This is a genomic window from Chitinophaga skermanii, from assembly GCF_003259335.1.
In the GTDB taxonomy this organism is placed as follows: domain Bacteria; phylum Bacteroidota; class Bacteroidia; order Chitinophagales; family Chitinophagaceae; genus Chitinophaga; species Chitinophaga skermanii.
The window spans coordinates 26,671-39,716 of sequence record NZ_QLLL01000009.1 but is presented as its reverse complement, the minus strand read 5'-3'; the positions used below and the strand labels follow the sequence as shown (position 1 = coordinate 39,716).

General features: G+C 41.6%; 11 protein-coding genes. 8 read left to right on the top strand and 3 right to left on the bottom strand.

Features of this window, described 5'->3' with window-relative positions; translation table 11 throughout:
* The first annotated feature begins 2 nt into the window (after positions 1-2).
* Together LX64_RS20955 and LX64_RS20950 are read left to right on the top strand one after the other, a co-directional pair.
* Entirely contained in the window at positions 3-1,379 is a 1,377-nt protein-coding gene (locus tag LX64_RS20955; RefSeq protein ID WP_111599667.1) for a sigma-54-dependent transcriptional regulator, read from the top strand.
* 365 nt (positions 1,380-1,744) lie between these two features.
* The gene (locus LX64_RS20950) at positions 1,745-2,161 is read left to right on the top strand and encodes an OsmC family protein (protein ID WP_111599666.1); all 417 of its coding nucleotides are present in this window, start codon (positions 1,745-1,747) and stop codon (positions 2,159-2,161) included.
* Between the two features lie 59 nt (positions 2,162-2,220).
* Here LX64_RS20950 and LX64_RS20945 read toward each other — a convergent pair whose 3' ends face one another.
* Positions 2,221-4,341: an outer membrane beta-barrel protein gene (locus LX64_RS20945; RefSeq protein ID WP_111599665.1), complete on the bottom strand. Its 2,121-nt coding sequence runs from the start codon at positions 4,339-4,341 to the stop codon at positions 2,221-2,223.
* A gap of 310 nt (positions 4,342-4,651) precedes the next feature.
* Between LX64_RS20945 and idi the strand changes: the two genes are divergently transcribed.
* On the top strand, positions 4,652-5,167 hold the full coding sequence (gene idi, locus LX64_RS20940) for an isopentenyl-diphosphate Delta-isomerase (protein ID WP_111599664.1): 516 nt from the start codon (positions 4,652-4,654) through the stop codon (positions 5,165-5,167).
* Here idi and LX64_RS20935 read toward each other — a convergent pair.
* Entirely contained in the window at positions 5,164-5,574 is a 411-nt protein-coding gene (locus tag LX64_RS20935; protein ID WP_148707412.1) for a hypothetical protein, read from the bottom strand. The genes idi and LX64_RS20935 overlap by 4 nt on opposite strands.
* 311 nt (positions 5,575-5,885) lie before the next feature.
* Positions 5,886-6,458 (bottom strand): DUF1579 domain-containing protein, encoded by a 573-nt coding sequence (locus LX64_RS20930; RefSeq protein ID WP_111599662.1) that lies wholly within the window; start codon positions 6,456-6,458, stop codon positions 5,886-5,888.
* A 317-nt stretch (positions 6,459-6,775) separates the two neighbouring features.
* Here LX64_RS20930 and rplK point away from each other — a divergent pair, with 317 nt between their 5' ends.
* The 5 genes from rplK (at position 6,776) to rpoB (ending at position 13,022) form a co-directional block, all read left to right on the top strand.
* Positions 6,776-7,219, top strand: a complete 444-nt coding sequence (rplK, locus tag LX64_RS20925) for a 50S ribosomal protein L11 (RefSeq protein WP_111599661.1) — start codon at positions 6,776-6,778, stop codon at positions 7,217-7,219.
* A 47-nt stretch (positions 7,220-7,266) separates the two neighbouring features.
* The gene (rplA, locus tag LX64_RS20920) at positions 7,267-7,956 is read left to right on the top strand and encodes a 50S ribosomal protein L1 (protein ID WP_111599660.1); all 690 of its coding nucleotides are present in this window, start codon (positions 7,267-7,269) and stop codon (positions 7,954-7,956) included.
* An 11-nt stretch (positions 7,957-7,967) separates the two neighbouring features.
* Positions 7,968-8,504, top strand: a complete 537-nt coding sequence (gene rplJ, locus LX64_RS20915) for a 50S ribosomal protein L10 (RefSeq protein ID WP_111599659.1) — start codon at positions 7,968-7,970, stop codon at positions 8,502-8,504.
* Between the two features lie 119 nt (positions 8,505-8,623).
* A complete protein-coding gene (rplL, locus tag LX64_RS20910; RefSeq protein WP_111599658.1) occupies positions 8,624-8,992 on the top strand; it encodes a 50S ribosomal protein L7/L12 in 369 nt (122 codons plus the stop codon).
* A 220-nt stretch (positions 8,993-9,212) separates the two neighbouring features.
* A complete protein-coding gene (rpoB, locus tag LX64_RS20905) occupies positions 9,213-13,022 on the top strand; it encodes a DNA-directed RNA polymerase subunit beta (protein ID WP_111599657.1) in 3,810 nt (1,269 codons plus the stop codon).
* The last annotated feature ends 24 nt before the right edge of the window (positions 13,023-13,046 follow it).

Below are 13,046 nucleotides of genomic sequence, written 5' to 3'. Positions count from 1 at the left end.
AAATGAAAGAGCGCATTCTTATAGTAGAGGACCAGTTTATTGAAGCGAATAATCTCCAGTTAATATTGGAACGTGCGGGCTACCAAGTGAGTGGTATTGCTCGTTCTGTGCCTATTGCGTTGGGGATGCTTGAAAAGGAAACGCCTGATTTCGTTTTACTCGATATTTATTTAAAAGGCCCCGCCACGGGTATCGATCTTGCAAAAATTCTTCGTGAACGCAAGATCCCATTCATCTATCTCTCCGCCAATTCTAATAAAGCTACACTCGATGCAGCCAAGGCTACCTATCCATATGGTTTCTTGGTGAAGCCTTTTAGGGAAAAAGACGTATTGGTAACCTTAGAAATTGCCCGCTACCTGCATGGCAATAACTTAGCATCTATGCTACAAGAAGAGGAGAAAACAGCACCAACGCTAAACCCCTATTCGCAAGCAATTATTGGTCAGAACGAGAAGTTACAGAAGATATTACGCCACTTGCAAATAGTAGCCCCTACCGATACCTCGGTGTTGTTATTGGGCGAAAGTGGTACTGGGAAGGAACGACTAGCCGATTTGTTACATGATTTATCGGGTAGGCAGGAGCAACCGTTTATCAAAGTCAACTGCGCCGCTTTGCCTGCTACGCTGATAGAATCTGTTTTGTTTGGCCATGAGAAAGGTGCATTTACGGGTGCCTACGAAACCAAAGTAGGTAAATTTGAACAAGCCGACGGCGGTACCCTTTTCTTAGACGAAATTGGCGAAGTGGAGCCTGCTATGCAAACCAAGTTGCTACGGGTATTACAGGAAAAGGAGATCGAGCGAATAGGCTCCAATAAAACGCGCAAAATTAATGTGCGCATTATTGCGGCTACGAATTTGAATTTGGAAAAAGAAGTGGCCGAAGGTAGATTCCGTATGGATCTTTACTATAGGCTGAATGTGTTTCCCCTACAATTACCTCCATTGCGTGAACGTTTAGACGATATTCCGTTACTTGTTCATCACTTCTTACAAACCTATAGTAAGAAAATTGGTAAACCCATGATGGAGTTGAGTGAAAAGGCATTAGAGTCGTGCTATAACTATCATTGGCCCGGTAATATCCGCGAATTGGAACATACTATCGAGCGGGCTATATTGCTGAATGATGGCCCCATTATCCCCGAATTGCCCATTCATACCCCCGCTACACCTACCATGCCAACAGCCGGCAATGCAGCTATGGGTATTGTTAAAACCATTGAAGAGAACGAGCGAGAGCATATTATGGCTGTGCTTAAATTAACCAACGGTAAAATATTTGGGAAAGGCGGGGCCGCAGAATTACTCGGTATGAACGTGTCTACCCTGAATGCCCGTATTAAGAAGCTAGGTATTGAAAAGGTAAAGTAAGCGGTACGCTTTATACAATTATTTACTGTAGTTTAACATTGTTAGGAATACATACCTGTTCTAGTTTTGTATAGATATAAACACTTATTACGCTTGAATAAAAGCTTGTTAACCATGTAATGCAGAAGAGAAAACTACCGGTATTTTATACGAGGAACAATGCACAAAGTTTATCGTATCAGCGGTACGCACTATCTTACACGGAACTTTCTTATTATTCCTGTTTCACTACAATTACATGTGTTGCCTGCTCAATAAGGCATTGCGTTTGTATTTCTTTTACTCATTGGAAAATACAGTGTTTGATTTTGTTTATATTATAAAATTGATAGATCAAATATTGATAAAAAATAAAACAGGATTTTATGAAACGTAATGCAACGGCCGTATGGAACGGACCAGGGAAAGATGGTAATGGTACGCTTACTACGCAAAGTACAGTGCTCGATCATACAAAGTATTCTTTTAACAGTCGATTCGGTGAAGAGAAAGGCACTAACCCAGAAGAATTATTAGCGGCTTCCCATGCAGGTTGCTTTACGATGAAGCTCAGTTTTGTATTAGGAGAAGCTGGTTTCGCGCCTACACAGTTGGAAACTACAGCGTATGTGAATTTTGAAAACGGTGCTGTAACGGGTTCTCACCTTGTTGTTAAGGCGCAGGTGCCTGGCATTAGCAACGATGCTTTTCAGAAGGCTGTGAAAGAAGCAGAACAAAATTGCCCTATTAGCCGCGCTTTAGGAGCGATTGCTATATCTTCTGAAGGTACTTTACAAGCCTAATTCAAATAGAAAGCCGCTCTCTATACTATAGAGAACGGCTTTTATGTTTTGTTTGTACATTATTTCCCGATTCTATACCCAGCGCGGATGGCCAACATGCTTGCCGGTAAAGCATTGTTATAGCTGAGTTCCATTGCTTGTTGTGGTATGAACGTAGATTTTACATCGTACTGTTGTTTGTAATGCCAATGGTCGTTTATGAAGTTATGGGCTTCCAACGATACAAATCCCCTTCCTTTCGCTACTTCATGAACATAGGCTAAGGCGTAATTGCGCAGGTTGTAGGTTTCGCCGTAGGTGGTGGCCATATTGGTGCCATAGTAACCATTCAACTTAAAATAGGAACGTTGAAAGGCTTGGTAGGTAATATCAAGATTGGTTAGGCTATAGAACGATTCTTTCTTCTTCTTCACATCCACAAATTCAAATTGCAAATAATTGAAAGTATTCATCAACGAGAAGTTGAATTTGCCTGCCCGCTTTTCTACACCTACGTATATAGCTGCTTGCGATTTCTTGCTGTTGCTATAAAGGTAGGTTTCAGGGTAATAAGTGAATATATCGTGTGAGTAGATATCGGTAGGTTCGTAGTAAGTGAGCGATGCTTCGCGGCCAATATTGTGCGGCGTATATTGGAAACCTACACCATAAAAATAACTAGTACCATGTTGGTTTACTTGGTGCAAGGTTACATGAATGGCATGCGTGGTTTGCTGGTATAATTTGAAGTTCGGATCGTGTGTAACAAATTGTGGATAAACGCTGCCTGGGCCTAGTATGCCTGTATGGTAATTCGGCGCGTTGGAGTGTTGTAAATAAGGATCGAACGAATCGCGCGCGTTGCTTAGCTCTAAGAAGTTTGTTTGCTGAACTTTCGATTGGTAAGCAATTTGGATGAATTGATTCGTATCAATTTTAATCACCAAGTTCACATAGGGCAGCACGTTAAAATAACTGGTGTCTTTCGCAAACGAACGGGTATATTTTGTAGTCATCACGTTTAGACCTGCATTAATAGCCAGTTTGCTAGTATGATGTGTGAATCCTACATAGCCATGATGGCTTGTTCCTTCTTTTTCGCTATATAAGGTCGTTATCCAGCTTAACTGCCCACTTTGACTTTGAAAGAAAGTGGCTACTGCATCGCTCATGATGTTACGGTTATTGTATTGATAGCCCGCTTGTAAACGCGCATGTTTACCAATGGGCAAGGTGTAATCAATATTGGCGAGCAGGTTTTGTAAGTAGTTATCGTTGATGTGCGACAGTGCTTGCACGTTTGTTGGTGAGATATTCTTTGTATTACCCCAAGTTCTGAAATTGTGATCCTTGCTCGACTTTTGTACCGATAACATCAACTGGTGCCCTGTTTTAGAGAAGGCTTTCGTGATGTTGGTGCCTATGGTGTAATCGTAAATTTTATGTTTATAGTTGCCGCCCCAATTTGTAGTAGGTGTACCGTCTTGGTAACCTAGTTGGTAGTATTTTATATCATTTTCTTTTTTCAACTGGTCCCATCCTGTTGTACCGTAAAGGTTCACGTACCAAGTACGGCCCAACTTCGTACTGTAAGAAAGGCCTAACGCGTACAAATTCGAGCGCCACGTTGTAGTTTGATCTTCTTCTATGCCGGTATTATTCGAGGAGCTTGATTTGATATGATCTTTATTGGCCGTGGTATTGTATTGAAGATTGAATTGAAGACTGGATTTTTTGCCTTGTCGTGCCCAGGAGAACTGGTCGTCGGATTGTAACCGGGTATCTACGTTGCCTTGTATATATGCGCTGTTGCTGGTTGCGAGTTCTTTTGTAATAATGTTTACAGTTGCATCGTAGCCACGTAAGCGGTATTCATCGCTTGCTTGGAGGTTTAATTCAATGCGCTCAATACTTTCGGCGGGTAATGCTTTTAAAGCCCGGTTGATATCTAGGCTTAATAAACCTTGTTGTTGCCCATTTACGAGTACAATGTAGGCTTGTTGTTGTTTGAATTGCAGAGTACCATCGAGGTTCGTTTGCATAAATGGCAATTGAGCGATGGCGGCGGCAAATGATTGTGCTGGGTGTAAAGCATCTTTGTTGATAGTTATTTTTTGTTGTGCGAATAATTGACACGACAATAAGACGGCCGTCAACAATGCCAAGCATTTTTTGGCGATAGGGTGCAAATAAGTTTTCATGCTGGGTGCTCTAAAGCATAGTTAGTTTGGTTAGCTGGTGGCACGGGATCGATTCCTGTTAAAAGTATGAAAAAAAACTTGTATTCGTTTCTTTATTATAGCTTATAACCGTTACCTGTATTGATTCTTTATGCATACTGTACAGATTTTCAATATCATCTACATTTAACACGAAGGGGTTGTAAAATGCAGCGGAAGGCCGTATTTTTAATAGGGTAGATGAAGAAAAGATGAACTTAGTGATTTTGTACAACTTGTAGCCTGTTTCGTTTGTATTTACATCGTATTCCGAACTTAAAAATTCAACGTTATGACAGCCCCCGTACATGTTATCCTTGTGGATGAAAATGATGAAGTAGTAGGCGAGATGGAAAAGATCGAAGCGCACCGGAAAGGTTTGCTGCACCGGGCTATTTCGGTTTTCATCTTTAATAAAGACCAGAAACTTTTATTACAAAGGCGTTCCCAATCGAAGTTTCATTCCAGTGGCTTATGGACAAATACTTGTAGTGGCCATCCTTTACCTGGAGAAACCCCGTTGCAAGCTGCAGAACGCAGGTTATTGGAAGAAATGGGAGTTGCCTGCAAGTTAGAAAAGCGTTGGGAAGTACGTTATGAGCTGCCTGTGAATAACGAGCTTATAGAAAACGAGTATGGGCATGTGTATTTCGGTCAATCGGATGCGCTTCCAGCCGTAAACCCCGATGATGCCGACGATTACACGTATCTCTCCCTCAACGAAGTACAGCAACAAGTAATGGACTACCCCAGTAAGTTCACACCTTGGTTCAAGCTGCTATTACCCGATGTAATATTACACCGTTAAATGCGCCACATTTTCCATGTACCTCGCATGGTATGCCGTTTTTTAAAGAAGTATAGAAAAGGTACTTCCATGGGAAATGTCCATTCACCGCTCATGGTATCGCCCTCCACGATGCCGCGGTAATACACAGGAATGGGTTCATCTTCAAAATATTGCTTTGTACAGCCATCGTCCTCCACGGAGGTTCCTCCCCGGTACGTTTTTACGAAATTGATGCTATTCTTTTTGAGTTTCCCTTCGATGGTGGTTGCTACGCCTGTATCGGCGTCGATGCAAGTACCCGTGATTTTATCGTTTTGTTGTTGAAAAGTAATCTTGTAGTAATAGGTGGTGTCTTTTATCATAAAGGCGAAGTCCTCGCTAATATAAAACGAGCCTTCCCAGTTTCCTTCAATAGTTAGCAGCATAGAGGAGCTTTTGTGATAGGCTAGTAAAATATAGCTTTTATCTTGAAAATGAAGCATTTATTGCAATTGATAATTGCTTGTTTACACACAAAAGATGTAGAAATACGCCTGTATATATCCAGGATATACGTCGAATATACCTGGAACATTGGGATAACATTGGAAGAACATTAGAAGAACATTGGAAGATATTATAAATGCTATTAAAAGAATACTAATAGCATGGTATTCATTTAATTAAGTAACTGCGGTCAATTATCCATGTAGTTTGTTTAAAGCGCCCCGCTTTGGGGGCGGGGCTTAGTGGAGGATTACTTTCTTTTGAATATGATTTCCATGTCTTTTTGTTCTTTTCCATTGTCTACCCGGAACATTTCCATTTTGTGTTCATTAGGTCCAACGATCGTATACACTTCTTTTACCTGGCATGTTTTGTTCACAGCGGGGTCTACCATTTCTCCTGCTAGTACGATGGTGTTACCGGTGGGGTCGAATTTGCCTTGGAGGGTCATAATACCGGTGCCCATATTGTCGAACCAGGTGCTGATGAATAATTTACGGGCGTTGTCGTAGGCCATGTAGCCGCGGCCTTCGAAGGGTTCGCCCATGAAATCGCCTTTAAACGCGGTTTCTAGGAATCGGCCGCCGTATAGCATGGAGTTGGTGCAAGTGCCTTCCGACTTCATGGGATCGGTGCCGGGAGCGTGCCAGGCGGTCATGTGGGTAGACCAGTTGCCGGTCATTTCAGCTAATTTTTTGTGTGGGGCGCCTGGGGTCATGTATTCCATCCATGCTTTTTGGGTGGCGTCGTCGACCTGTGCAAGCAGTTGCGTGGTACCTAACAGGAGCAGGATGGCTGTTAGGGTGTAGGTGAGATTTTTCATGCGTGAGTGGATTTAGGTAGTGAATATACGTATAAAGGGTGGGGTGAGGTGTTAACTGTGTGATAATGAGGGGGAAGAAAAGGGATTGAAATTGGGGAGAAAAGCTTATATTTGTCATCCAACGGAAAAAAAATGACCCATATTTAGCAAAAAAGATGCCGATTGCCAAAACAATTTTGGTAAATCAGTATTATTGCCTACCTTTGCATCCCCCTTAAAGGGTCTTTTTTAATAGTATTTAATTAATATAGAGCTTTTAAGTTTTGGGAGTTCTCGCTATAAGGCGGGAGCGTTTTAACCAAATTAAAATCACCATCATGGCAAAAGAGATCGCAACGTACGTGAAATTGCAGGTTAAAGGCGGCCAAGCCAACCCTGCACCTCCGATTGGTCCTGCTTTAGGTTCCAAAGGTGTGAACATCATGGAGTTTTGCAAACAGTTCAATGCCCGTACCCAAGATAAAATGGGTAAAGTATTGCCGGTTTTGCTGACAGTTTACACTGACAAATCCTTTGACTTCGTAATCAAAACCCCTCCTGCTCCAGTACAATTATTGGAAGCTGCAAAGTTGCAAAGTGGTTCTAAAGAGCCTAACCGTAACAAAGTAGGTAAAGTAACATGGGCACAAATCGAAGCTATTGCTAAAGATAAAATGCCTGACTTAAACTGCTTCACAGAAGAAAGCGCTATGAAAATGGTTGCTGGTACTGCCCGTTCAATGGGTATCACTGTGGATGGTAAAGCTCCTTGGGAAAACTAATTGTGTAAGTCCTGTTTATACAGGTCAACTTTAAAACATTTCACAAAATGGCAACAAAGAAAAGGAAAGTGGCTGAAGCAAAGGTGGACAAAAACAAAGTGTACTCCTTAAAAGAGGCTTCAACGCTCGTTAAAGATATTAACTGTACTAAATTCGACAGTTCTGTTGATTTACACGTACGCTTAGGGGTAGACCCTAAAAAAGCTGACCAAGCTATCCGTGGTTCTGTTACGCTTCCTCACGGTACTGGTAAGACTAAGAAAGTATTAGTACTTTGCACACCTGACAAAGAAGCTGAAGCAAAAGCTGCTGGTGCTGATTTCGTAGGTTTAGACGAATTTATTCAAAAAATTGAAGCAGGTTGGACAGAAATCGATGTTATCGTTGCTACTCCAGCTGTAATGCCTAAAATTGGTAAACTCGGTAAAATCCTCGGTCCTCGTAACTTAATGCCGAACCCTAAAACTGGTACTGTTACCAATAACGTGGGTGATGCGGTTAACGATGTAAAAGGTGGTAAAATTTCTTTCAAAGTAGATAAAGCTGGTATTATCCACGCTTCAATCGGTCGTGTTTCTTTCTCTCCAGAGAAATTGGAACAAAACTCATTAGAGTTCATTTCTGCGATCATTAAATTGAAACCATCTACTGCGAAAGGTACTTACTTGAAAGGTTTATCTATGGCTTCTACAATGAGCCCTGGTATTGTGATCGACACTAAATCTGTTCAAAACTAATTTTTTGAGTCATGAGAAAAGAACAAAAAGCAGAAGTAATAGAACTACTGAAAGGTAAGTTCTCACAATATAGCAACTTCTACGTTACCAATACCGAATCATTGACTGTAGCTCAAGTTAACCATTTGAGAAGAGTTTGTTTCAGCAAGAACGTAGAAATGAAGGTGGCTAAAAACACCTTGATTAAAAAAGCGTTAGAGTCTTTGGACAACGAAAAATACGCTGGTATCTACGAATCATTACACGGTGTAACTGCATTGATGTTCTCTGATTCACCAAAAGAGCCAGCAGTAATTATCTCTGACTTCCGTAAGGCGAATGCTAAATTGGAAAAACCGGTATTGAAAGCTGCGTTTGTAGCTGACGAGATTTTCATCGGTGATAACCAATTGACTAACTTGAAGAACATCAAAACCAAAAACGAGCTTATCGGCGAAGTTATTGGTTTGTTACAATCTCCTGCAAAACGCGTTATCGCTGCATTGCTTGAGAAAGGTAAGAACGAAGGTGGCGAAGTTGTTGCTGCCGAAGCTCCAGCTGCTGAGTAATTCTCAGTATTGGTACGGTTATCCTGCGAGGGATAGCACTTATAAATATGGCTTCCAAGTCGTAATATAAACTCAGTTTTAATTTTCTATTTACAAAAACAATTTAAAAACATTATACAATGGCAGACGTAAAAGCTTTAGCTGAACAATTAGTTGGCTTGACTGTTAAGGAAGTACAAGAATTAGCAGATGTGTTGAAAAATGAATACGGTATCGAACCAGCTGCTGCAGCTGTAGTAGTTGCTGCTGGTGACGCTGCTCCAGCTGCTGAAGAAAAAACTGCATTCAATGTAATCTTGAAATCTGCAGGTGCTAGCAAATTGAACGTTGTTAAAGTAGTTAAAGATCTTACAGGTCTTGGTCTTAAAGAAGCTAAAGAATTGGTAGACGGTGCTCCGAAACCAGTTAAAGAAGGCGTAAGCAAGGCTGAAGCTGAAGATTTGAAAGCTAAATTAACTGAAGCTGGTGCTGAAGTAGAGATTGCGTAATTCTTTGCTTATTATACATCTTTTATAGGTCAAAAGTGCTCAAGGGCACTTTTGGCCTTCTTCCCTTTGGGAACGTGTCTTTTCGAGAGAGTCAATTATGGGAAAACTACCACGCAAGTGGGGGTGACGTTCGAGCAAGGCAATGTGTATTGATGTTTTTTTGGTAAAGAAGTCTTAATTTCCCTTTTTCTTACAAGTTATTTAACTGCTAACTTCGAATATGTCTCTAAAAAAAGCCCAAACTAACGAAAGAGTAAATTTTGGAAAGATCAAACAAGTTGCTGAGACACCGGATCTGTTGGCTATCCAAATTCAATCTTTCAAGGATTTCTTCCAATTAGAAACCACACCAGACAAGCGAAACAACGAAGGCCTTTTTAAAGTATTTAAGGAGAACTTCCCGATTACTGATACGAGAAATATCTTTAACCTGGAATTTCTAGACTATTTCGTAGATCCTCCGCGTTACACTATTGAAGAGTGTATCGAACGGGGGCTTACTTATTCTGTGCCTTTGAAAGCAAAGCTTCGCTTGAGCTGTAATGATGAGGAGCACGTTGATTTCCAAACGATTGTTCAGGATGTATTCTTAGGAAACATTCCTTACATGACCCCTAGAGGTACGTTTGTAATCAATGGTGCTGAGCGTGTAGTTGTATCGCAATTACACCGTTCTCCAGGTGTGTTCTTTGGTCAATCCATCCATCCAAATGGTACAAAAATCTACTCTGCAAGGGTGATTCCTTTCAAAGGTGCTTGGATGGAGTTTGCTACAGACATTAACAATGTTATGTACGCTTACATCGATCGTAAAAAGAAGTTCCCAGTAACGACTTTATTACGTGCTATTGGCTACGAAACAGATAAGGACATCCTTACTTTGTTCGGCATGGCAGATGAAGTGAAGGCAGATCGTAAAACACTAGAAAAGTACTTTGGTAAAAAACTCGCAGCTCGCGTACTCCGCAGCTGGGTGGAAGATTTCGTGGATGAGGATACCGGTGAGGTTGTTACCATCGAACGTAACGAAGTTGTATTAGAACGCGATAGCGTACTTGATGAAGCCAACATGGAGCTCATCTTGGAAATGGAAGCGAAAACCGTCTTCTTACAAAAAGAAGAAGTAAGTGGTGATTTCTCCATTATCTACAACACATTAAATAAAGATACATCTAACTCCGAGCTTGAAGCCGTTCAGCACATCTACCGCCAATTGCGTGGTGCCGATGCGCCAGATGATGAAACAGCTCGTGGTATCATCGATAAATTATTCTTCTCCGATAAACGCTATGATCTCGGTGAAGTAGGCCGTTACAAAATCAACCGCAAGTTGAACTTGTCAACAGCCCTCGATAATAAAGTGCTGACCAAAGATGATATCATCTCCATCATTAAATACTTAGTACAATTAACGAATGGTAAAGCAGAGATCGATGATATCGATCACTTGTCGAACCGTCGTGTTCGTACAGTAGGTGAGCAGTTATATGCTCAATTTGGTGTGGGTCTTGCACGTATGGCACGTACGATCCGTGAAAGAATGAACGTTAGGGATAACGAGGTATTTACCCCGGTAGATTTGATTAACGCTAGAACTTTATCTTCTGTTATCAACTCTTTCTTCGGTACTTCCCAGTTGTCTCAGTTCCTTGATCAAACCAACCCGTTGTCTGAAATCACGCACAAACGTCGTATTTCTGCCCTCGGTCCAGGTGGTTTGAGCCGCGAAAGAGCAGGCTTCGAGGTACGTGACGTACACTATTCTCACTACGGTCGTTTATGTACCATCGAAACACCGGAAGGTCCGAACATCGGTTTGATCTCTACCCTTTGTGTTCACGCGAAAGTGAATGAAATGGGCTTCATTGAGACGCCTTACCGTAAAGTAGCTTCTGGTAAAGTAGAAATGGACGAGGTTGAATATTTAAGTGCAGAAGAAGAAGATACCCTCAAAATCGCGCAGGCGAATGCTCCGCTCGATGAGAAAGGTAACTTTGTGAATGATAAAGTAAAATCTCGCGAAACAGGTGACTTCCCTATCTTGGATAGAGAAGAAATCGAATACATGGACGTTGCGCCGAACCAAATTGTAGGTTTAAGTGCTTCGCTCATTCCGTTCCTTGAACACGATGATGCCAACCGTGCATTGATGGGTTCAAACATGCAACGCCAGGCTGTTCCTTTGATCGCTCCACAAGTACCTATCGTAGGTACAGGTTTGGAAGGTAAAGCTGCTCGCGATTCTCGCTTGCAAATTACCTCTGAAGGTAAAGGTGTGGTTGAGTTCGTAGATTCTAACGAAATTCATGTTCGTTACGAACGCGACGAAATGCAAAAATTGGTGTCTTTCGAAGACGATTTGAAAATCTACCAATTAACCAAATTCGTTAAAACGAACCAATCAACATGTATCAACCTTCGCCCTGCCGTGAAGAAAGGTCAACACGTTGAATTCGGCGACTTCTTAACAGAAGGTTACGCTACACGTGGTGGTGAATTAGCATTGGGTCGTAACTTGAAAGTGGCGTTCATGCCATGGAAAGGTTACAACTTCGAGGATGCGATCGTAATTTCTGAAAGGGTTGCCCGTGAAGACTGGTTCACATCTATCCATATCGACGAATACGAATTGGAAGTACGTGATACTAAGTTGGGTGAAGAAGAATTGACGCCAGATATTCCTAACGTAAGTGAAGAGGCTACAAAAGACCTTGACCAAAACGGTATTATCCGTGTAGGTGCTCACATTAAAGAAGGCGATATCTTGATCGGTAAGATTACACCACGTGGTGAGTCTGATCCTTCTCCTGAAGAAAAATTATTGAGAGCGATCTTCGGTGATAAAGCTTCTGACGCGAAAGATGCTTCTTTGAAGGCACCTCCATCAACTGAAGGTGTGGTAATTGATAAGAAATTATTCTCTCGTGCTAAGAAAGATAAAAACTCTAAGACACGCGAAAAAGCAGCATTAGAAAAACTCGAGAAAGTACACCAGAAGAATGAAGAAGATCTTTTGGAAGTATTGATGAGCAAATTGCTTGTGTTGTTGAAAGATAAAACCTCGCAAGGTATTACCAATACTTATGGTGAAGTATTGATTTCGAAAGGATCTAAATTCTCTCAAAAGAACTTAGTGAACATCGACTTCCAAAACGTAAACCCATTAGGCTGGACTACCGACGATGTTACCAACGATCAAATCAATACATTGTTGCACAACTACAGCATCAAGTATAACGAAGAATTGGGTCGTTACAAACGCGAAAAATTCAATATCTCTATTGGTGACGAGTTACCAGCAGGTGTATTGAAACTTGCTAAAGTTTACCTCGCTAGCAAACGTAAGTTGAAAGTGGGTGATAAGATGGCGGGTCGCCACGGTAACAAGGGTATTGTTGCGAAAATTGTACGTGATGAAGATATGCCATTCTTGGCCGACGGTTCTCCAGTAGATATCGTATTGAACCCATTGGGTGTACCTTCCCGTATGAACCTTGGCCAGATCTATGAAACCGTATTAGGTTGGGCTGGTCAGAAATTGGGTGTTCGTTTTGCAACGCCGATCTTCGACGGTGCAAACACGGAAGAAATCGCATCATACATCAATGAGGCTGGTTTACCAAGCTTCGGTCACACTTACTTAAGTGATGGTGAAACTGGTGAACGTTTCCACCAAAAAGCAACAGTAGGTATCATCTACATGCTCAAATTGAGCCACATGGTGGATGATAAAATGCACGCACGTTCTATCGGGCCATACAGCTTGATCACACAGCAACCTTTGGGTGGTAAAGCCCAGTTTGGTGGTCAGCGTTTTGGTGAGATGGAGGTATGGGCACTTGAAGCTTACGGTGCTGCAAACATCTTACAAGAATTATTGACGATCAAATCCGATGACATTGTTGGTCGTGCGAAAGCTTACGAATCTATCGTTAAAGGCGATAACATTCCAAAAGCAGGCGTACCTGAATCCTTCAACGTATTGATCCACGAGTTACGTGGTTTAGGTTTGGATTTGAAGTTTGAATAGTCTTTTCAGCTACCAGCTATAAGC

Coding starts and splice junctions, on each gene's coding strand:
- LX64_RS20935 (WP_148707412.1), bottom strand. CDS start 5,574: ATGCTGCTAACTATTGAAGGAAACTGGGAAGGCTCGTTTTATATTAGC.
- LX64_RS20930 (WP_111599662.1), bottom strand. CDS start 6,458: ATGAAAAATCTCACCTACACCCTAACAGCCATCCTGCTCCTGTTAGGT.
- rplA (WP_111599660.1), top strand. CDS start 7,267: ATGGCAACAAAGAAAAGGAAAGTGGCTGAAGCAAAGGTGGACAAAAAC.
- rplK (WP_111599661.1), top strand. CDS start 6,776: ATGGCAAAAGAGATCGCAACGTACGTGAAATTGCAGGTTAAAGGCGGC.
- LX64_RS20950 (WP_111599666.1), top strand. CDS start 1,745: ATGAAACGTAATGCAACGGCCGTATGGAACGGACCAGGGAAAGATGGT.
- rpoB (WP_111599657.1), top strand. CDS start 9,213: ATGTCTCTAAAAAAAGCCCAAACTAACGAAAGAGTAAATTTTGGAAAG.
- idi (WP_111599664.1), top strand. CDS start 4,652: ATGACAGCCCCCGTACATGTTATCCTTGTGGATGAAAATGATGAAGTA.
- rplJ (WP_111599659.1), top strand. CDS start 7,968: ATGAGAAAAGAACAAAAAGCAGAAGTAATAGAACTACTGAAAGGTAAG.
- rplL (WP_111599658.1), top strand. CDS start 8,624: ATGGCAGACGTAAAAGCTTTAGCTGAACAATTAGTTGGCTTGACTGTT.
- LX64_RS20955 (WP_111599667.1), top strand. CDS start 3: ATGAAAGAGCGCATTCTTATAGTAGAGGACCAGTTTATTGAAGCGAAT.
- LX64_RS20945 (WP_111599665.1), bottom strand. CDS start 4,341: ATGAAAACTTATTTGCACCCTATCGCCAAAAAATGCTTGGCATTGTTG.